20 protein-coding genes are annotated in these 17,665 nt (G+C 68.0%); 9 read left to right on the top strand and 11 right to left on the bottom strand.

Going from position 1 to position 17,665, the window contains the following annotated elements; all coding sequences use genetic code 11:
• Window positions 1–80: 80 nt before the first annotated feature.
• Window positions 81–1,658, bottom strand: a complete 1,578-nt coding sequence (locus WH5701_RS08450) for a bifunctional ADP-dependent NAD(P)H-hydrate dehydratase/NAD(P)H-hydrate epimerase (protein WP_006171783.1) — start codon at window positions 1,656–1,658, stop codon at window positions 81–83.
• Between the two features lie 221 nt (window positions 1,659–1,879).
• Between WH5701_RS08450 and mnmA the strand changes: the two genes are divergently transcribed.
• Window positions 1,880–3,010 (top strand): tRNA 2-thiouridine(34) synthase MnmA, encoded by a 1,131-nt coding sequence (mnmA, locus tag WH5701_RS08445; protein WP_006171782.1) that lies wholly within the window; start codon window positions 1,880–1,882, stop codon window positions 3,008–3,010.
• A 7-nt stretch (window positions 3,011–3,017) separates the two neighbouring features.
• Here the strand turns inward: mnmA and WH5701_RS08440 are convergent, their stop codons facing one another.
• The 3 genes from WH5701_RS08440 to WH5701_RS08430 are packed head-to-tail and all read right to left on the bottom strand — an operon-like array spanning window position 3,018 to window position 5,154.
• Window positions 3,018–3,269, bottom strand: coding sequence for a 2Fe-2S iron-sulfur cluster-binding protein (locus WH5701_RS08440; protein WP_037979838.1), 252 nt, complete (start codon window positions 3,267–3,269; stop codon window positions 3,018–3,020).
• Window positions 3,266–4,750: a cobyric acid synthase gene (locus WH5701_RS08435; RefSeq protein ID WP_037980784.1), complete on the bottom strand. Its 1,485-nt coding sequence runs from the start codon at window positions 4,748–4,750 to the stop codon at window positions 3,266–3,268. The genes WH5701_RS08440 and WH5701_RS08435 overlap by 4 nt, the downstream gene beginning before the upstream one ends.
• A gap of 8 nt (window positions 4,751–4,758) precedes the next feature.
• Window positions 4,759–5,154, bottom strand: coding sequence for an Npun_F0494 family protein (locus WH5701_RS08430; RefSeq protein WP_006171779.1), 396 nt, complete (start codon window positions 5,152–5,154; stop codon window positions 4,759–4,761).
• A gap of 110 nt (window positions 5,155–5,264) precedes the next feature.
• Here WH5701_RS08430 and WH5701_RS08425 point away from each other — a divergent pair, with 110 nt between their 5' ends.
• Window positions 5,265–5,867 carry a nucleoside triphosphate pyrophosphatase gene (locus tag WH5701_RS08425; protein ID WP_006171778.1) on the top strand — a complete coding sequence of 201 codons (603 nt, stop codon included), beginning with the start codon at window positions 5,265–5,267 and terminating at the stop codon, window positions 5,865–5,867.
• Window positions 5,868–5,874: 7 nt separating this feature from the next.
• Here WH5701_RS08425 and WH5701_RS08420 read toward each other — a convergent pair whose 3' ends face one another.
• The 3 genes from WH5701_RS08420 to psbD all read right to left on the bottom strand — a co-directional run bounded on the left by WH5701_RS08420 (window position 5,875) and on the right by psbD (window position 9,337).
• Window positions 5,875–6,717 (bottom strand): YcgJ family protein, encoded by an 843-nt coding sequence (locus WH5701_RS08420; RefSeq protein ID WP_083781852.1) that lies wholly within the window; start codon window positions 6,715–6,717, stop codon window positions 5,875–5,877.
• Between the two features lie 189 nt (window positions 6,718–6,906).
• Window positions 6,907–8,271, bottom strand: coding sequence for a photosystem II reaction center protein CP43 (gene psbC / locus WH5701_RS08415; RefSeq protein ID WP_006171776.1), 1,365 nt, complete (start codon window positions 8,269–8,271; stop codon window positions 6,907–6,909).
• A 7-nt stretch (window positions 8,272–8,278) separates the two neighbouring features.
• The gene (gene psbD / locus WH5701_RS08410) at window positions 8,279–9,337 is read right to left on the bottom strand and encodes a photosystem II D2 protein (photosystem q(a) protein) (protein ID WP_006171775.1); all 1,059 of its coding nucleotides are present in this window, start codon (window positions 9,335–9,337) and stop codon (window positions 8,279–8,281) included.
• A 190-nt stretch (window positions 9,338–9,527) separates the two neighbouring features.
• Here psbD and WH5701_RS08405 point away from each other — a divergent pair, with 190 nt between their 5' ends.
• Together WH5701_RS08405 and WH5701_RS08400 are read left to right on the top strand one after the other, a co-directional pair.
• Window positions 9,528–10,085 carry a photosystem I assembly protein Ycf4 gene (locus WH5701_RS08405; RefSeq protein WP_006171774.1) on the top strand — a complete coding sequence of 186 codons (558 nt, stop codon included), beginning with the start codon at window positions 9,528–9,530 and terminating at the stop codon, window positions 10,083–10,085.
• A gap of 4 nt (window positions 10,086–10,089) precedes the next feature.
• A complete protein-coding gene (locus tag WH5701_RS08400; protein WP_006171773.1) occupies window positions 10,090–10,800 on the top strand; it encodes a peptidylprolyl isomerase in 711 nt (236 codons plus the stop codon).
• 12 nt (window positions 10,801–10,812) lie between these two features.
• Here WH5701_RS08400 and ilvN read toward each other — a convergent pair whose 3' ends face one another.
• Together ilvN and WH5701_RS08390 are read right to left on the bottom strand one after the other, a co-directional pair.
• On the bottom strand, window positions 10,813–11,343 hold the full coding sequence (gene ilvN / locus WH5701_RS08395; protein WP_006171772.1) for an acetolactate synthase small subunit: 531 nt from the start codon (window positions 11,341–11,343) through the stop codon (window positions 10,813–10,815).
• Window positions 11,344–11,380: 37 nt separating this feature from the next.
• The gene (locus WH5701_RS08390; RefSeq protein WP_006171771.1) at window positions 11,381–12,325 is read right to left on the bottom strand and encodes an alpha/beta fold hydrolase; all 945 of its coding nucleotides are present in this window, start codon (window positions 12,323–12,325) and stop codon (window positions 11,381–11,383) included.
• On the opposite strand from WH5701_RS08390, the gene WH5701_RS08385 reads away from it, so the two are divergent.
• The 4 genes from WH5701_RS08385 to WH5701_RS08370 all read left to right on the top strand — a co-directional run bounded on the left by WH5701_RS08385 (window position 12,285) and on the right by WH5701_RS08370 (window position 14,915).
• The gene (locus tag WH5701_RS08385) at window positions 12,285–13,472 is read left to right on the top strand and encodes a N2,N2-dimethylguanosine tRNA methyltransferase (protein ID WP_083781851.1); all 1,188 of its coding nucleotides are present in this window, start codon (window positions 12,285–12,287) and stop codon (window positions 13,470–13,472) included. The genes WH5701_RS08390 and WH5701_RS08385 overlap by 41 nt on opposite strands.
• 18 nt (window positions 13,473–13,490) lie before the next feature.
• On the top strand, window positions 13,491–13,589 hold the full coding sequence (gene petM, locus WH5701_RS08380) for a cytochrome b6-f complex subunit PetM (protein WP_006171769.1): 99 nt from the start codon (window positions 13,491–13,493) through the stop codon (window positions 13,587–13,589).
• Window positions 13,590–13,689: 100 nt separating this feature from the next.
• A complete protein-coding gene (locus WH5701_RS08375; RefSeq protein WP_006171768.1) occupies window positions 13,690–14,652 on the top strand; it encodes an NAD(P)H-binding protein in 963 nt (320 codons plus the stop codon).
• A 47-nt stretch (window positions 14,653–14,699) separates the two neighbouring features.
• Entirely contained in the window at window positions 14,700–14,915 is a 216-nt protein-coding gene (locus WH5701_RS08370) for a hypothetical protein (protein ID WP_006171767.1), read from the top strand.
• Here WH5701_RS08370 and WH5701_RS08365 read toward each other — a convergent pair.
• The gene (locus tag WH5701_RS08365) at window positions 14,905–15,579 is read right to left on the bottom strand and encodes a pseudouridine synthase (RefSeq protein ID WP_006171766.1); all 675 of its coding nucleotides are present in this window, start codon (window positions 15,577–15,579) and stop codon (window positions 14,905–14,907) included. The two genes, WH5701_RS08370 and WH5701_RS08365, sit on opposite strands and share 11 nt — an antisense overlap.
• A gap of 180 nt (window positions 15,580–15,759) precedes the next feature.
• Between WH5701_RS08365 and infA the strand changes: the two genes are divergently transcribed.
• Entirely contained in the window at window positions 15,760–16,029 is a 270-nt protein-coding gene (gene infA / locus WH5701_RS08360; protein ID WP_006171764.1) for a translation initiation factor IF-1, read from the top strand.
• A 30-nt stretch (window positions 16,030–16,059) separates the two neighbouring features.
• On the opposite strand, the gene trxB is transcribed toward infA, so the two are convergent.
• Window positions 16,060–17,460 (bottom strand): thioredoxin-disulfide reductase, encoded by a 1,401-nt coding sequence (gene trxB, locus WH5701_RS08355; protein WP_006171763.1) that lies wholly within the window; start codon window positions 17,458–17,460, stop codon window positions 16,060–16,062.
• Between the last annotated feature and the right edge of the window lie 205 nt (window positions 17,461–17,665).

Here is a 17,665-nt window from a genome sequence, read left to right as displayed (position 1 = left end):
GAATTCAATCTCTGATGAATGGACCAGGGAGTGATGTGATTTCAACAACCTTTCAAGGTTGTGCCAGTAAAACGACACAGTCAACCCCCGGAAGGACTAGTCCCAGCTGAACACCACTGGCCCAGAGTTGCTGCCAGTGCCATGGGCGTCACCTGACCGGGTCCGAGCCGCTCACGGGCCGCCAGCCCCGCCTGGGCGTGGGCCAGGGCGGCAGCAGCCAGGGTGGAGGCTTCCCCGGGTGAGACCCCGGCAGCCAGAGCCAGAGCCCCTTGCCCGGCCGCGAATCCCGCCAGGACATCGCCGGCGCCGGCCCGGGCCGCTTCCGCTGCCGCCTCCAGCAATTGCCAGCGCCGGCCGTCGGGCGCGGCAATCACGTTGCGGGCTCCCTTGAGCAGCAGGGCCGCGCCGCAGCGGCTGGCGGCAACGGCGGCGGCCTCCAGGGGCTGCTCGCCGGCCAGATCGGGAAACAGGCGGGCGAATTCACCCTGATGGGGCGTCAGCCAGGTGGGACCTTGCCTCCCCTGCAGCCAGGTCATTGCCTCACCGGCCACCCCGGCGGCCAGCTGGTTGAGGCCATCGGCATCGATCACCACCAGTCCCGCAAAGGCCTGCAGGCTCCCCCAGAGCGGCGGGCTGTCGGGCCGCTCCGCTGAGGCGGCTGGCCCCAGGCCCGGACCGACCAGCACGGCATCAAGGCGATCGAGGGCGCCCGGCTCACCCGGCGCAGGCCCCAGAACCACATGGGGCAGCAGGCTCCAGAGCTGGTGGGCCACGGGCCCCGGCACGGCCGCCCGCAGGCTCCCGCAGCCGCTGGCGCTCGCTCCCAGCAGGCTGAGCAGGGCGGCACCGGGATAGGCGGCGCTGCCGCTCACCACCAGCAGGCGGCCACGGCCGTACTTGGCGGCATCCGGCGCAGGCTCAAGCGGTGGGGCGCTGGTCTGATCCAGGCCACTCAGCACGAGGGGCTGATCCGGCGGCAGTTGTCCCAGCAGAGCCGGCGGCAGCCCCAGATCAAGCCGCACCAGCTCCCCCACCCAGGCCAGGGCGCTGTCCTGGACCAGCCCCTGCTTGAGCAGGCCCAGGCAGTAGGTGGTGCGGGCACGGGCGGCCCAGCTCCCCAGCAGCCGGCCGCTGTCGGCGCACAGTCCCGTAGGCGTGTCGATGGCCACCAGCTGATCGGGCCTCAGCCGCGCCCGATCGCCCAGGAGGGACTCGATCGCCTCGCCGGGAGGACGCCGTTGGCCGATGCCGAAGAGCCCATCGATCCAGAGGGCGGCGCCGGCGGGATCAGGGCTGGAGCTCAGCCGCTCGATCCCAAGCCACTGGGCATGGCGCCAATGGGACTCGGTGAGCGGTTTGTGGCGCTCAAAGGGGCTCCAGAGCCGCACCCTCACCCCGGCCAGGTGCAGCTCCCGGGCCACCACCAGGGCATCCCCCCCGTTGTGCCCGGGGCCCACCAGCACCAGCGCCCCCTGGCGCAGGGCCTCGGGCTTGCTCAGCAGCCGCGCACTGATGGCCAGGGCGGCTTTTTCCATCAGGGCTTCCACCGGCAGGCCGCTGGCGAACAGCTGCTGCTCCAGCTGGGCCATCTGCTCCGAGCGCACCACCAGGTGGGCGGCATCCCGGCGGGGCCAGTGAATCTCGTGGCTGTTGCTCAAGGGGGGCTCCGGTGCAGGCAGAGGGACGCGGGACCCGCCGGCGGAGCCCCCGTCCCATGATGGGAACACGGCTTTGTTTCGTTTCTCCCCCGCCCCGGAGGCTTCCGGTTTTGACCACCACCGCCCCAGCGTCCGGCCCAGGTTCCGCCGGTCGAGCCCGTTCCCCTCTCGCGGCTGCCAACGGTCCTGTCACCGCTGCCGGTGCTGCGGCGCTTGAGCGCTTGCGCGCCTGGCCCGGGGAGCATCGGGTGGCCGTCGGCCTCTCCGGCGGGGTCGACAGCTCCCTGACCGCCGCGCTGCTGGTGGCGGCCGGGTGGCAGGTGGAAGGTCTCACCCTCTGGCTGATGAGCGGCAAGGGGGCCTGTTGCGCCGAAGGGTTGGTGGATGCCGCCGGCCTCTGTGAGCAGCTGGGGGTGCCGCACCATGTGGTCGACAGCCGCGAGCGTTTCCGCGAGCAGATCGTGGAGTTTCTGGTGCAGGGTTACGAGGGAGGGGTGACGCCCCTTCCCTGCTCCCGCTGCAACCGGGAGGTGAAGTTCACCCCGATGCTGGAGTGGGCGGAGGCCGAACTCGGGATCAGCCGCATCGCCACCGGTCACTACGCCCGGGTCCGCCTTGCCGACGCAGGTGCCAGGGCCGGCCGCCACCAGTTGCTGCGCGGCCTCGATGTCCACAAAGACCAGAGTTATTTCCTCTACGACCTGCCCCAGGCGGTGCTGGCGCGGTTGGTGTTCCCCCTCGGCGAACTCACCAAGCCCGATACCCGGCTGGAAGCCGAAGCCCTCGGCCTGCGCACCGCCCGGAAACCCGAAAGCCAGGATCTCTGCCTGGCCGATCACCACGGTTCGATGAAGGCCTTCCTCGATGCCTACCTGCCGCCCCGCCAGGGTCAGATCGTGCTGGCCGACGGCACGGTGGTGGGCGAGCACGATGGCATCGAGCATTTCACCATCGGCCAGCGCAAGGGGCTGGGGGTGGCCTGGAGCGAACCCCTGCATGTGGTGCGCCTCGATGGGGCGATGAACCGGGTGGTGGTCGCTCCCCGCGCCGAGGCGGCCCGCAGCGGTTGCGTGGTGGGCGCGATCAACTGGATCTCGATCCCACCGCCCGAAGCACCGCTGGAGCTTGAGGTGCAGGTGCGTTACCGCAGCGCGCCGGTGGCTGCCCAGCTCATCCCCCTCGAGCCCACGGCCGCCGATGCTGCCGCAGCCCGCCCCCACCGAGCCCGGCTGAACTTCCACGAGGAGCAGTTTTCGATCACCCCTGGCCAGGCGGCGGTGTTCTATGCCGGCGAGGTGGTGCTCGGTGGCGGGCTGATCCAGCGCCACCCGCCCGATCCTGCTCACCAGTAGGCCCGGTTCACCAGTAGGGATCGCTGGCCAGCTCCACCCGCAGCTCGCCGCTGCGGGCAGCGGGCACCGTGGCGATGCAGGCCCGCACCACCCGGCCGTTGACCTCGATCTCACAGGCGCCGCAACTGCCACCCAGGCAGCCGGTGGGGATCGTCTGGCCGGCTGCGGCGGCCGCCTGCAGCCAGTCGCGGCCTGGTGGCACCTGGGTGCTGCGGCCATTGGGCCAGTGCACGATGACCGGCGTAGCGGCTGACTTCATTCCCGCTCCAGCAGTGGGGCCAGGTTCACGTGGGTCTCGAAGGCCTCAGCGAGCCGATCGAGCAGCGCCTCGCGTTGCTGGCCGTGGTGCGGTTGCTGCTCCCCCAGGGGACTCAGACCGCGGCGGCGGCGCAGCTGGTTCAACCAGCGCCGCCGCCAGGGGCCCGAGTCGAACACTCCGTGCAGGTAGGTGCCGGCCACCACCGTGCCGTTCTGGTCGGCTCTCCACCAGCCGAGGCCCGAGAGCTCGGCGATGGGCTGGCACTGGTCAGGGTCCTCGCACTCGCTCTGGCCCCGGTGCAACTCGAATCCCTCCAGCGCCAGGCTGCTGCCCGGCGGCCAGAGGGCCGGGGCACACACCTGCTGCGTCGCCTTGTTGTTGCCGTAATGGGTGATCAGGGGCAGCAGCCCCAGCCCGGCGTGCTCGACCCCGCCGCCACACCCTTCGAGGCCGTGCGGATCCAGCAGACGTCGGCCCAGCATCTGCAGGCCACCGCAGAGGCCGAAGAGATGGCCGCCACCGGAGACATACCGCCGCAGGTCGTCGCCAAGGCCGCTGGCGCGCAGGGCCTCCAGATCCCGCAGGGTCTGCTTGCTGCCGGGGATCACCACGGCATCGGCGCTGCCCAGAGCTTCTCCGGGGCGCACCCAGCGCAGCCGCACGCTCGGTTCGGCTTCGAGGGGATCGAGATCGGAGAAATTGCTGATCGAGGGCAGGCGAAGCACCGCGATCTCCAGTTCGGCGTCGGGTTTGCGCGCCTTGCGCTCCAGCAGGTCGAGGGAATCCTCGGGAGGAAACAGTTCATCGAGCCAGGGCATCACCCCCAGCACCGGCAGGCCGGTGTGGCGCTCCAGCCAGCTGCGGCCCTCGTCGAAGAGCTCCCGGCGGCCACGGAAGCGGTTGATCAGGATGCCCCTGATCAGGGGCCGCTCCACCGGCCGCAGCAGCGCCAGGGTGCCCACGATCTGCGCGAAGACTCCCCCCCGCTCGATATCGGCCACCAGCAGGCAACGGGCCCGCAGGAACTGGGCCAGGCGCAGGTTGGTGAGATCCCGGGCCTGCAGATTCACCTCCACGGGGCTGCCCGCCCCCTCCAGTACCAGCCGACCGCCCGGATGGCGCGCCTGCAGCTCGCTCAGGCCCTGGCGGATCGCCGCCCAGCCCGGACGGAACCAGTCGCGGTAATAGTGCTCGGCGCGGCAGACCCCTACCGAGCGGCCCAGGTGGATCACTTCGCTGGTGCTGTCTCCCTGGGGCTTGAGCAGCACCGGATTCATCGCCACCGTGGGCTCCAGACCCGCCGCCCAGGCCTGGAGGGCCTGGCTGTAGGCCATCTCGCCGCCTCCGGCATCCACCCAGGCATTGAGGCTCATGTTCTGGCCCTTGAAGGGCAGGGGCGTCTCGCCGCGCCGCCGCAGCACGCGGCAGAGGGCGGCGGCCATCAGCGATTTGCCGGCGCCACTGCTGGTTCCGAGCACCATCAGGGGCTTCACAGGCGCGGCCAGCGGCGACGCAGCCCGTGGCGGATCACCTCCAGCAGGGAAGCCCTTGGGATCTCTCCGCTCCAGCGCTCCAACAGTTCACGGCCCATCGGCGTCAGCCGCACTCGCTCGGTCAGTCCCTGGCCGTCCACTTCCCGGCGCAGGACCCCCACCCGGATCAGCCAGATGAAGTGGTCTTCAGCCCGGTCGCTGCTCAGGGGGGCGAAGCTGAACTGCGCCCGGTCGGCACGTCGGTGGAGCTCCTCGCTGCTGATCGCCTCGCCGCTGAGCAGCCCATAAAAGGCCCGCCGAAAGGGCAGGCAGCGCAGGGCACTGGCCGCCCGCTCCAGCGAGCGGGGATCGTTGAGGGTGCTGGTGAGGGAGCCTGGGGTCGAGCCATGCATGCGCCGATTCTCCTGGATCAGCGTGCGCTCTGGTGGGGCCGAAACGGCAGGGTCTCCCTGCGGGGGAGGAGGATCGTTGTGGCCGTGCCAAGGCCAGGAGGTCAGGGTCCATGCCGCAAGCCCCACTGGTGCTGGCCTCTGCCTCGCCGGCACGACGCCGGTTGCTGGAGCAGGCGGGCATCCCCCACCGGGTGCAGGTGAGCGGCGTCGATGAGGAGGGCTGGCGGGATCCCGATCCGCGCCAGCTGGTGCAGGCTCTGGCACGGGCCAAAGCCGAGGCGGTGGGGCGTGAGCTGGTGCTGAGCGAGGGCGAGCGTGTGGGTGACGTGCTCGGCTGCGACTCTCTGTTCGTGCTCGCCGGGGCCGTTTTCGGCAAGCCCCGTGATGCCGAGGAGGCCACCAGCCGCTGGCGGCGCATGGCTGGATCGTGGGGGGAGCTGCACACCGGCCATTGCCTGCTGCCCGCAGGCCCGACAGCAAGGGGGTCAACCGGCCTGCCGCCGAGGCTGGCCACCGTCACAACCCGCGTCAGGTTCGCGGATCTCAGCGAGGCGGAGATCGCCGCCTACGTAGCCAGCGGTGAGCCGCTCAACTGTGCGGGCGGGTTCGCTCTCGAGGGCCGCGGTGGGTTGCTGGTGGAGCAGATCGAGGGCTGCTTCAGCAATGTGATCGGCTTGAGTCTGCCCCTGTTGCGCCGTTGGTTGTCGAGCTGAATCTGCATCAGCGGAACAGGTTGTTGAACAGATCCTGCAGGAACTGCCCAGTTGGATTCTGCGTGGGAGGATAATTCTGAGGGTAGTTCTGAGGATATCCCTGCTGAGGATAGCCCTGCTGGTATGTCGGATAACCTTGTTGATAAGTCTGCTGATTGCCTGTTCGGGCTGCTAGCTGCAGGTCGGCCCAATTGAATACCACTTCATTCCCGCTTCTGGTGTAACGCGCAGGCCATAGTCTTGTGCCATCACGAAGCACGAGTTCTCCCTGGCGGTTGTAGAAGGCAAACTGTCGTCCATCCTGAAACTCTACGGAATAGGCGGTTCCATTCGCTGTGTTTCGCCGCCTGAGACTGCAGTTGCCGTTGAAGAGTCTTCGCCCGCGCTGGGAGAGTTCGCAGACGCTTGCCTGCTCATTCTGGTTCCAATTCTTGTTCCCCCACTGATTCCCTGCTTTCCAGTCGCTGCCGAACAGCTGACGACTCAGGCGGTTGCTCACGTTGGTTTTCTTCCAGCCGTCTTCCCAGCAGATCTGGCGCCGCAGATCACAGACCTCCCCACCACTGAGTTGAAAGTCCCTGGGGATCGATCGTCCTGAGAGCTGACGCTGCAAGTTCTGCTCGGCGCGCCGGTCGAAGTAGCGACGGGTCAGTGGCAAGGACACCCCGTTGCTGTCGTAGCAGATGCGAACCGCCCTGTCGCAGATCACTCCGCTGCTGGGAAAGTCAAGGGAGCGGGACTGGGCCAGTGCTGGTATCGGCAAAGCGACTGCCGGCATGCACAGCGCCAGTGCGGCCAGCCATCCCGCCGAGCGGCGCTGTTGATGAAGGAACGTTTGTGTGGCAGTCATGGCGTGGCTCAGTGAGCTCAGTGGGACGGCAGGTTCAACCGTCTTCAACGTAGGCAGGGTGGATGCAGCGGATGCATCCAGAGTCCTTCACCGTTGCGCTGAGGGATGACCAGGTCTTTCGGCCATGAAAAAACCCCCGCATCGGCGGGGGTTGGAGACGTCGCAAAGCGATCAGGTTCTGATAACGAGTCAGTCGAGATCCGGCATCGCCAGGGTGGGCTCGGCCTGACGGTCGATGCCCTTCTCGAAACCAGCGGCGGCTGCGCGGGCGCGGCCGGCGTGCCAGAGGTGACCCACCAGGAAGAAGAAGGCGAGCACGAACTGGGTGGCTGAGAGCCACTGACGCACGTTCACGAAGTTCACCGAGTTGGGCTCGGTGATGATGCCGCCCACGGAGTTGAGGGAGGCATTGGGAGCGTGGGTCATGTATTCAGCCGCGCGGCGCACCTGCCAGGGCTGAATGTCGTTCTGGAGCTTGTCGAGGCTGAGGCCGTTGGGGCCACGCAGGGGCTCCAGCCAGGGACCACGGAAGTCCCAGAAGCGCATGGTCTCACCACCGAAGATGATCTCGCCGGTGGGGGAACGCATCAGGTACTTGCCCAGGCCGGTGGGGCCCATGGCGGAACCGATGTTGGCACCGAGGCGCTGGTCGCGCACCAGGAAGGTGAAGCTCTGGGCCTGGGAGGATTCGGCGTTGGTGGGGCCGTAGAACTCGGAGGGATAGGCGGTGTTGTTGAACCAGATGTAGGCCGAGGCGATGAAGCTCATGAAGCTCAGAGCACCGAGGCTGTAGCTCAGGTAGGCCTCACCATTCCAGATGAAGGCGCGACGCACCCAGCCGAAGGGCTTGGTGATCACGTGCCAGATGCCACCGAAGATGCAGATCAGGCCGAGCCAGATGTGGCCACCGATGATGTCTTCCATCGAGTTGACACCGATGATCCAACCCTCGCCGCCGAAGGGGGCGCGGAACAGATAACCGAAGATCACACCCGGATCAAGGGTGGGGTTGGTGATCAGGCGCACGTCGCCACCGCCAGGTGCCCAGGTGTCGTAGACACCGCCGAAGAACATCGCCTTGAACACCAGCAGCAGGCAACCCACACCCAGAAGGATGAGGTGATAGCCGATGATGTTGGTCATCTGGTTCTTGTCGCGCCAGTCTTGGGAGAAGAACGAGGAGTAGTTCTCCAGGATTTCAGGACCCCGCAGGGCGTGGTACAGACCGCCGAGGCCGAGAACGGCGGAGCTGATCAGGTGCAGCACACCGACCACGAAGAACGGATAGAGGCTGGTGACCTCTCCGCCGGGGCCGACGCCGTAACCGAGGGTGGCCACGTGCGGGAACAGGATCAGACCCTGCTCGTACATGGGCTTGTCGAAGCTGAAGTGGCTCACTTCGAACAGCATCATTGCTCCGGCCCAGAAGACCATCAGACCCGCGTGAGCCACGTGGGCGCCGAGCAGGCGGCCGGAGAGATTGATCAGGCGGGCGTTACCGGCCCACCAGGCATAACCGGTGGAGTCGAGGTCTTTGCCCCCGACGGCCACCATGGACGAATTAAAGGGCGTTTCCACGGGGCAGGACCTCTTCAGGGAAGACGAAATTTTCATGTGGCTGGTCGGCCGGTGCCATCCAGGCACGCAGACCTTCGTTCAGAAGAATGTTCTTCGTGTAGAAGGTCTCGAATTCGGGGTCCTCAGCGGCGCGGATCTCCTGCGACACGAAGTCGTAGGCACGCAGGTTGAGGGCCAGGCCGATGATGCCGATGCTGCTGGTCCACAGACCCATCACCGGCACGAACAGCATGAAGAAGTGCAGCCAGCGCTTGTTGGAGAAGGCGATCCCGAAGATCTGGCTCCAGAAGCGGTTGGCGGTGACCATTGAGTAGGTCTCTTCTTCCTGGGTGGGCTCGAACGCCTTGAAGGTGTTCGCCTGCTCGGAATCCTCGAACAGGGTGTTCTCCACCGTGGCGCCGTGGATGGCACAGAGCAGAGCACCACCGAGGATGCCGGCCACGCCCATCATGTGGAACGGGTTCAGGGTCCAGTTGTGGAAGCCCTGCAGGAAGAGCAGGAAGCGGAAGATGGCGGCCACCCCGAAGGAGGGGGCAAAGAACCAGCTGCTCTGGCCCAGGGGGTACATCAGGAAGACACTGACGAACACCGCGATCGGACCGGAGAAGGCGATGGCGTTGTAGGGACGGATGCCCACCAGACGGGCGATCTCGAACTGACGCAGCATGAAGCCGATCAGCGCGAAGGCGCCGTGCAGGGCGACGAACGGCCAGAGGCCGCCGAGCTGCACCCAGCGCACGAAGTCACCCTGGGCTTCCGGGCCCCAGAGCAGCAGCAGGCTGTGCCCCATGGCATCAGCGGGGGTGCTCACCGCGGCGGTGAGGAAGTTGCAACCCTCCAGGTAGCTGCTGGCAATGCCGTGGGTGTACCAGGAGGTGGCGAAGGTGGTGCCGGTCAGCCAGCCGCCCAGGGCCAGATAGGCCGTGGGGAACAGCAGCAGGCCGGACCAGCCGACAAAAACAAAGCGGTCACGCTTGAGCCAGTCATCGAGGACGTCAAACCATCCCCGTGCGGCAGGCGCGCGCCCTACAGCGATCGTCATGGGTAGAAACGGTGCGGAAATCCCGCTTGGCTGTGGGATACCGGGCGATGGTAACAATGTTCATGGGCAGCGCGAGCGCGCCCGCAATGGGCTGACATTGCCCGTCTCGGCAGGGTTTCTAGGTATTTCTTCCAATTGCCCTTGCCCGCCGCCGTCCAAGATGACGGTCCACCGCCTCCCCGCCGACCCCATGGCCAACGGCGCCTCCGCCACCCGCCCTTCCCTGCTCGAGCAGCCGGTGCAGGGCTCCCGACGGCTTTCCAACTATCTGGTGGCCTCCGCGGTCACCGCCGGCGGGATCGGCTTCCTGCTCACGAGCCTTTCCAGCCGTCTCGGCCGCGATCTGCTGCCCCTGGGCCATCCAGCTGAGCTGGAGTGGGTTCCCCAGGGACTGGTGATGGGGGCCTACGGCATCGCCGGTGTGCTGCTGGCCACCTATCTCTGGTCGGTGATCACCCTGGATGTGGGGGCCGGCAGCAACCGCTTCGATCAGGAGAGCAGCCAGGCCACCATCACCCGGCGGGGTTTCCGTCAGAAGATCGAAGTGGACATCCCCCTGCGCGAGATCCTGGCTGTGAAGGTGGATGTGCGCGATGGTCTCAATCCCCGCCGCCGGCTGTCGTTGCGTCTGCAGGGCCGCCGCGACCTGCCCCTTACCCGGGTGGGTGAGCCCCTGCCTCTCGCCGAGCTGGAGCGCAGCGGCGCCGAACTGGCCCGTTTCCTCAAAGTTCCCCTTGAAGGAGTCTGAGCCGATGACGATCCGTCTCAGCCGCCTCCTGCTCGTGGGCGTGCTCCTGCTGACCCCATTCGGGCTCGGGGCCTGTGCCGCCGATGCTCCGAAAAGCCCTTTGGGCTGCGCCGCCTCAGGCGCCCCCTGCCTGAGTGGTCCGGCCCTGGTGTCGCTCAAGACCAGCCGCGGGGATGTCGAACTCGAGCTCAGCGGCGATGCCGCGCCGCTCACAGCGGGAAACTTCGTCGATCTGGTGCGCCGCGGCGCCTACGACAACACGGTGTTCCACCGGGTGGTCAATGAGCCGACCCCTTTTGTGGTTCAGGGTGGTGATCCCCAGAGCGCCGACCCGAAGGTCCCGGCCACCCTCTACGGCACCGGAAGTTTTGTCGATCCAGCCACCGACCAGCCCCGGCTGATCCCCCTTGAGCTTCAAGTCAATGGGGAACCCGAGCCGCGCTACGGCGCCGAGGTGGTGGATCCAGCCGACAGCGCCAATCTCAGCCTCAAGCACGACCGCGGAGCCCTGGCCATGGCCCGCTCGGCCGATCCCAACTCCGCCAGCGCGCAGTTCTACATCGCCCTCAAGCCCCTCACTGAGCTCGATGGCCGCTACGCGGTGTTCGGCCGGGTGGTGAAGGGAATGGAGGTGGTCGACCGGATCAAGCAGGGCGACCGGCTGATCAAGGCCACCCTGCTGAAGGGCGGCACCCTGGTGAAGGACAAGCCCTGAGCCAGATCCGTATCAGGCGGGAACGCGCTTGTCGGAGGCGGTGACTTTGAGGAAAGCGGTGTTCACACCGGAAGCCCGCTCCAGGGCCACCTTGCCGGTGCGGGCGATCTCCAGGATCCCGTAGCTCTCGAGAATCTGCTCGAGCGCCACGAGTTTGCCCGGATCGCCCACCACCTCCAGGATCAGGGCGTTGTCGGCCACGTCCACCACCTTGGCGCGGAACACCTCCACCAGATCGAGGATCGCGGCCCGGTTCTCCGGCGGAGCCGCCACCTTCAGCAGCATCAGCTCCCGCTCCACTGCGGGGATGCGGGTGAGATCGATCACGTTGAGCACGTTGACCAGCTTGTTGAGCTGCTTGGTCATCTGCTCGAGGGTGTGATCGTCCCCCTCCACCACCATCGTGAGCCGGGAATGGCCGCGCTGCTCGGCTGGACCCACCGCCAGGCTCTCAATGTTGAAGCCACGGCGGGCGAACAGCCCGGAGATGCGGCTGAGGGCGCCGGATTCGTCCTGCACCAGCACCGAGAGGGTGTGTTTCATGGCCGGGGCGGCGCTCGACGGGGCATCAAGCCCCAAATTACGTGCCGGCCTCCTGCGGCTCGGCATCCAGCCGCTCCAGCCAGCTCAGCAGCAGCGCCTCAAAGGCTTCTGGGGCCTCGTCGTGGGGGCAGTGGCCGACTCCCTCCAGCCGCTCCAGCTGCAGGTCCGGTCTGAGGCGCGCGATCAGCTCCCCCACCTCGATCGGCACCAGCCGGTCGGCCTCGCCCCAGATCAGCAGAAGGGGCTGCACCAGGCGCGCCAGCAGCGCCTCGGCCGTGGCACCCCTCGGCCGCAGGGCCATGCCGATGCTCATGCCCCGCAGAGACCAGGCGGCGGTGGCCCGGCGAGCGGGGCGGGCGAACAGCCGGCGCAGTTCCGCGTCACCGATCACCGGTTGGTTGTAGGCCGACTGCAGCCCCAGATCCAGCAGAGGAGTGCGGGCGATCAGGGGTACCACAAGCTCCAGGGGCAGCAGCCGGCAGAGCACCTGCACCAGCAACCGCTGCAGGCGCCGACGCCAGGGGGGACGCCGCCGTGGCACGGCCATCACCAGGCTGGGATCAGGCAGGGGCACCGCCGCCACTGCCCGCACCCAGGCCGGGCTGAACACCGCCGTGGTCAGAGCCACCAGCCCACCGAGGGAGTGGCCCAGCAGCACGGCGGGCCGTTGCACCACCTGCTGCAGGAACGCCGTGCTCTGGCGGGCCCAGAGCCGGTTGTCGAGGGGCAGGGCCGGCTGGTCGGAGGCACCGAAGCCGATCAGATCAAGGCCATAGACACACCAGCCCGACGCCACCAGGCCGGCCACGTTGTGGCGCCAGTGGCCGCTGCTGGCGGCGAAGCCATGCAGCAGCAGCAGCGGCGGATGGGCGGGGTCACCGAGCACACGCCAGTGACAGGCCAGGCCGCGCCAGTGCCAGGTGCCATGCAGGCCCCAGTCGATGCCATCCCCTGCGACAGGCTGGGCTGGAGCTGTCACCACCGGAGTCGGAGCCACGCCGAACGATCCTCACTATTGCGAAGGAGCGGCCCAGCTGCGGCTGGGGGGAGGCTTCTTCCGCTCCGACTCGCGCCCGGCCAGGGATCTGGGGGTGCTGCTGGCCCGGCGGCTGGCGGGTCACGGCCCCCTGCGGGTGCTGGATCTGATGGCTGGCTGCGGCGTGCGCTCCCTGCGCTATGGCCTCGAGGCCGGTGCAGCCGCCATCTGGGCCAACGATGCCGATCCGGAGCGGCTGCCGCTGCTGCGGGTCAATCTGGAGCCCCTGGGACAGCGCCTGGCGTTGCGGCTCAGTGCCCACACGGCCCAGAAGCTGCTGGCCGATTGCCTGCTGCGCGATCAGCGCTTCGAGCTGGTGGATCTCGATGCCTTCGGCTGCCCTGCGGCGCTGCTGCCGCTGGCCCTGGAGGCCGTGCGCTTCGGCGGCGTGCTCTACCTGGCCAGCACCGATGGGCGCTCCCCCACCGGCCACGACCGGGTGGCCGCCCTGCGCTCGCTGGGGGCAGCGGCCCGGGCTCACCCCGCCAGCTGGGAGCTGGCCCTGCGCCTTCAGCTCGGGGTCGTGGCCCGGGCCGCCTGGTGTCTGGGCCGGGGCCTCAGGCCCCTGCTGAATTTCAGTGATGGCCGCACCTTCCGCACGGCCGTGCAGGTGCAGCGCAGCCCTTTGGCCTTGGAAGAAGACCAGCTCGGTCTGCTGGCCCACTGCCATGGCTGTGGGGATCAGCAGGTGCAGAGCCTCAAACGCCTGCGGGGCTGGCAGGACTGCGGCTGCAGTGCCCCCCCACCGTTGGCGGTGAGTGGTCCGCTCTGGATCGGTCCGCTCCAGGATCCCGGCTGGCTGGGCGATCTTTCGGTCCTGGCCGCCGGTGGCCACGCCGCTGAGGAGAGCCGGCGGCTGCTGGCCAACCTGAGTGCCGACGCGGGGGAGGGCGCACGGGTCTGGCCGATGGCGGAGATTGCCCGGCGATCGCCGGCCGGCACGGTGCGCCTGCGGCACCTGCTGGAGCGCTTGCGCCGGGAGGGTTGGAGCGCGGGCGTCAGTGGCGTGATGCCGGGGCAGCTGCGCACCTCAGCGCCCTGGGCCGTGGTGCTGGAGCTGGCCGCTGCGGGAGATGGGACACTGGGGGAGTAGCCGTTCTCGCCTGCCCCCATGGCCTCGGAAATCTTCTTCACCGCAGCGGTCTTCTGGGTGTTGATCCCCGTCGGCCTCGTGGGCGGAGCCCTGCTGCTCAAACTGCAGAAAGACTGAGCCTCGGGCACCGAATTCCGGCCCCTTGGCCAGGCTGTTTCCACCGGCGCGCTGGAGACAGGCGCACCTCTAGGCTCAGCCCCTCCTGGTCGGGTGCTTCATGCAGGTTCTGGTCGTCGGCGGTACCGGCACCCTTGGTCGCCAGATTGCCCGCCGTGCCCTCGATCAGGGCCATCAGGTGCGTTGCATGGTGCGCTCACCCCGCAAGGCCGCCTTCCTGCAGGAGTGGGGTTGCGAGCTCACCCGCGGCGATCTGCTCGAGCCCGAAAGCCTGGCCTATGCCCTCGAGGGTCAGGACGCGGTGATCGATGCGGCCACCGCCCGCCCCACCGACAGTGCCGGCATCTACACGATCGACTGGGACGGCAAGCTCAACCTGCTCAGGGCCTGTGAGCAGGCCGGCGTGAAGCGATTCGTGTTCGTCTCGCTGTTGGGGGCGGAGCTGCACCGTGAGGTGCCGTTGATGGACATCAAGTACTGCACCGAGCAGCTGTTGATCGGCTCCGGTCTTGACTACACGATCCTGCGCTGCGTGGCCTTCATGCAGGGGGTGATCGGTCAGTTCGCCATTCCCGTGCTCGAGAGCCAGACCGTGTGGGTGAGCGGTACCCCTACCCCGATCGCCTACATGAACACCCAGGATGTGGCCCGCTTCGCCGTGGCGGCCCTGATCCAGCCTGCCACCGTGCGACAGGCCTTCCCGGTGGTGGGTCCCAAGGCCTGGAACACCGGCGAGGTGACCCAGCTGTGTGAGCGCTACAGCGGCAAGCCGGCCCGGGTGTTCCGGGTGAGGCCCTTCCTGATCCGCCTGATGCAGGGGCTGGCGTCCTTCTTCGAGCCGGGGGTGAATGTGGCGGAACGGCTGGCTTTTGCCGAGGTCACCGGCGGAGGTCAGCCCCTGGATGCCCCGATGGAGGCCAGCTACGAGGCCTTCGCTCTTGATCCCGGCGAGACCACCCGCCTGGAGGATTACCTCAAGGAGTACTACGACACGATCCTGCGCCGCCTGCGCGAGCTGGATGCCGACCTCGACAAGGAGGGCAAGAAGAAGCTGCCGTTCTGATTGTCCGGCAGTTCTTTTGTACCATCGTCCATCTTGCTTGCTCGTCCATGTCCATTGCCCAGATCAAGAATCTGCAGCGCCGGCTCGCCAATCTCGAGCAGGAAGCCACCGCCGAGCTGAACCGGGCCTGCGGCCATGAGCTCTGGGTGACTCTGGGTTTTGATGCCCTCGACAGCCTCGAGGAGGCTGACCGGCGGGCCCGCGCGAACTACTACTACGGCCAGCTCCAGACCGTGCGCGAACTCCAGCAGGTCATTGGCTGAATCGGCTGCCTCCGCTGACCCGGCCGCCTCGCCCGGAGAGGAGTCGGCTCAGGCGTTCCTGCTCGGCAGCGGTCACCGGCCGCCACTGACCGGGCGCCAGCCCCTCGAGGCTGAGGGGCGGCTCTCCATCCATCAGGTCGATCGCCACCCTCAGCAGCCGCAGGGTGGGCAGTCCCACGGCCGCGGTCATCCGCCGCACCTGGCGGTTGCGCCCCTCCCGCAGCCCCAGCTCCAGCCAGGAGGTGGGGATCGAGCGGCGCTGGCGGATCGGCGGCACCCGCTCCGCCAGGCCTGGATCCGCCAGGGCGATGGCCTGGGCGCTGAGGGTGCGTCGGCCCTGCACCATTACCCCCTCTCGCAGCTGCTGCAGGGCCGCATCGCTGGGCGTTCCCTCCACCTGCACCCAGTAGCGGCGCCAGTGGCCCCAGCGGGGATCGGTGAGGCGTTGCTGCAGCGGGCCATCGCTGGTGAGCAGCAGCAGGCCTTCGCTGTCGGCATCGAGGCGGCCGGCGGCGTAGACCCCAGGCACGGGCACCAGGGGAGCCAGGGTCGACCAGGGGCTGAGCGGCTCGGGGCTGAACTGGCTGAGCACCCCGTAGGGCTTGTGCAGCAGCAGGGTGGTCGGGGCTGGCCTGGCCCCGGAGGCTGACTCAGAGCCCGCCATTGCTTTGGCGGGCTTTCCAGAGATTCACCACCCCGATCGAAATCAGCAACAGGCCCAGATCAAGGGTCAGGGGTGGAACGACCAAGGCGGAAGCCGGCAACGTCCCAGACCCTAGGGCTCTCCTGCCAGCAGGGTGCCAATTTAAGGTGGAGTCACCTTTGCATCGAGCCACGGCAGCGCATGATCGAAACCTCGGGAGTGATCGAGAAGGAACAGGGCAACGGGTTCTACCTGGTCACCCTCGATCAGCCCTCCGGGCACCAGTGCCTCTGCCGTGCCGCCGGCAAGCTCACCAAGTTCCGCATCAAGCTGCTCGCCGGCGACAAGGTGCTTGTCGAGATCAGCCCCTACGACCTCACCCGCGGCCGGATCACCTACCGGGAACGCAACGCCGGAGCGACTGGCCCCAGGCCCGGCGGCAACCGCCCCGGTGGACCGAGGCGGCGCTGATCTCCAGCGGCTTCAGTCCGTGGCTCCGGCTCAGGCCACCGGCACGGGCAGGAGAGCCTCGATCGCAGCCTTGAATTCGCTGCGCTGCTTCACCCCCCGCCACTGCTGGCGCAGCTGCTTGCCCTGGAAGAGCTGAACGGTGGGCGTGCCGTTGACCCCGGCCTGGGTGGCGATTTCCTGCTCGGCTTCGATGTCGATCTCCACCCCCTGGGCGGCACCGTCGAGCTCCAGCAGCACCCGCTTGAGCTGGGGCTTGAGCACGTGGCAGGGCCCGCAGCTGGGGGAGGTGTACACCACCAGCAGGGGCTTGTCGCTGTCGTGGTAGAGCTTGCGCAGGGCAAAGCCGCCTTTCTGCCAGAGGGCAGCGGGGTCGTAGTTGTCGGCGTCACTCACGGCGGTATGAGCGGGCTCCCCGCTGGGCTCCGGCTCCACGTCGGTCCGCTTCACCGTGGTGGCCAGGCCGTGGTGCGTGAGCCAGCGCTCGGCGGCCAGGGCCGCCTGGCAGCCGCTGCCGGCGGCGGTCACCCCCTGGCGCCACTGGGCGTCGGCCACATCACCGGCGGCGAACACGCCTTCGAGGCTGGTGTCAGGCTGGCCCGGGGTGGTGACCAGATAGCCCTTGGCATCCACCGCCAGCTGGTCCCGCACCAGGTGGGTGTTGGGGGTGTGGCCGATGGCATAGAACAGGCCCCGCACCGGCAGCTCTTCCGTGCTGCCGTCGTCGGGATTGCGCAGGGTGAGGGCCTCCAGCCAGCCGTTCCCCGACACATCGGCCACCTCCCGCTGCCAATGAACGGTGATGGCGGAGTTGGCCAGCACCCGGTCGGCCATGGCGCCGCTGGCACGCAGGCTCTCGCGGCGCACGATCAGGTGCACATGGCTGCCGTATTTGGTGAGATAGACCGCCTCTTCACAGGCCGAATCTCCCCCGCCGACCACCGCCAGCTGCTCATTGCGGAACTGGGGGGTGGCCCCATCGCAGATGGCGCAGGCACTGATGCCCTGGCTCCAGAACTGCTGCTCGTGGGGAAGGCCGAGGCGGTTGGCGCTGGCGCCGGTGGCCAGGATCACGGCCTGGGTGCGGATTGTGCGCCCCTCGGCGCTGACCCGGTAGGGGCGCTCGGAGAGGTCGATCGCCTCGGCATCGGCCTCCACCAGACGGGTGCCCCAGCGCACGGCCTGGGCCTTCATGCGGTCCATCAGATCCGGGCCGAGGATGCCATCGGGGAAACCGGGAAAGTTCTCCACATGGGTGGTGGTCATCAGCTGCCCGCCGGGGATGCCCCCGTCCTGGAAGCCGGTGATCAACAGGGGACTGAGGTTGGCGCGGGCCGCATAGATGGCGGCGGTGTAGCCGGCCGGGCCTGAGCCCACGATCACCAGGTTCTCCACTGCAGCCTCGTCGCTGCTGGGGCCTGAGGAAACGCTCATCGGGTCTAATGCGGACTGACTATGAGTTGAGCTTAGGCCACGGTGCGCGGGCCTGTGGACAGCGCCCCGGCTCTGGCGGCGTCGAGAGCCAGGGACGAAGCCGTACGGACGGGGCTGGCCCGCTCTGCAATGTTGAAGAAAAGAAAAGAGGGTCGACTGAGGCGGCTGACTTCTTAAGGATTCCCTTAGATTTGCCTTCAGCTTC

Origin of the sequence: Synechococcus sp. WH 5701, assembly GCF_000153045.1 — a bacterium.
GTDB lineage: Bacteria > Cyanobacteriota > Cyanobacteriia > PCC-6307 > Cyanobiaceae > Regnicoccus_A > Regnicoccus_A antarcticus.
Note: the sequence above shows the minus strand (reverse complement) of the source record. Positions and strands in the feature narration are given on the sequence as shown.

What these genes read in the sequence shown, in the direction of transcription:
- WH5701_RS08365 (WP_006171766.1), bottom strand. Translation starts at nt 15,579, where the DNA reads ATGGCGGGCTCTGAGTCAGCCTCCGGGGCCAGGCCAGCCCCGACCACC.
- WH5701_RS08425 (WP_006171778.1), top strand. Translation starts at nt 5,265, where the DNA reads ATGCCGCAAGCCCCACTGGTGCTGGCCTCTGCCTCGCCGGCACGACGC.
- psbD (WP_006171775.1), bottom strand. Translation starts at nt 9,337, where the DNA reads ATGACGATCGCTGTAGGGCGCGCGCCTGCCGCACGGGGATGGTTTGAC.
- WH5701_RS08400 (WP_006171773.1), top strand. Translation starts at nt 10,090, where the DNA reads ATGACGATCCGTCTCAGCCGCCTCCTGCTCGTGGGCGTGCTCCTGCTG.
- ilvN (WP_006171772.1), bottom strand. Translation starts at nt 11,343, where the DNA reads ATGAAACACACCCTCTCGGTGCTGGTGCAGGACGAATCCGGCGCCCTC.
- WH5701_RS08430 (WP_006171779.1), bottom strand. Translation starts at nt 5,154, where the DNA reads ATGCATGGCTCGACCCCAGGCTCCCTCACCAGCACCCTCAACGATCCC.
- WH5701_RS08375 (WP_006171768.1), top strand. Translation starts at nt 13,690, where the DNA reads ATGCAGGTTCTGGTCGTCGGCGGTACCGGCACCCTTGGTCGCCAGATT.
- trxB (WP_006171763.1), bottom strand. Translation starts at nt 17,460, where the DNA reads ATGAGCGTTTCCTCAGGCCCCAGCAGCGACGAGGCTGCAGTGGAGAAC.
- WH5701_RS08385 (WP_083781851.1), top strand. Translation starts at nt 12,285, where the DNA reads ATGCCATCCCCTGCGACAGGCTGGGCTGGAGCTGTCACCACCGGAGTC.
- WH5701_RS08370 (WP_006171767.1), top strand. Translation starts at nt 14,700, where the DNA reads ATGTCCATTGCCCAGATCAAGAATCTGCAGCGCCGGCTCGCCAATCTC.
- WH5701_RS08420 (WP_083781852.1), bottom strand. Translation starts at nt 6,717, where the DNA reads ATGACTGCCACACAAACGTTCCTTCATCAACAGCGCCGCTCGGCGGGA.
- petM (WP_006171769.1), top strand. Translation starts at nt 13,491, where the DNA reads ATGGCCTCGGAAATCTTCTTCACCGCAGCGGTCTTCTGGGTGTTGATC.
- WH5701_RS08440 (WP_037979838.1), bottom strand. Translation starts at nt 3,269, where the DNA reads ATGAAGTCAGCCGCTACGCCGGTCATCGTGCACTGGCCCAATGGCCGC.
- psbC (WP_006171776.1), bottom strand. Translation starts at nt 8,271, where the DNA reads ATGGTGGCCGTCGGGGGCAAAGACCTCGACTCCACCGGTTATGCCTGG.
- WH5701_RS08405 (WP_006171774.1), top strand. Translation starts at nt 9,528, where the DNA reads ATGGCCAACGGCGCCTCCGCCACCCGCCCTTCCCTGCTCGAGCAGCCG.
- WH5701_RS08435 (WP_037980784.1), bottom strand. Translation starts at nt 4,750, where the DNA reads ATGGTGCTCGGAACCAGCAGTGGCGCCGGCAAATCGCTGATGGCCGCC.
- infA (WP_006171764.1), top strand. Translation starts at nt 15,760, where the DNA reads ATGATCGAAACCTCGGGAGTGATCGAGAAGGAACAGGGCAACGGGTTC.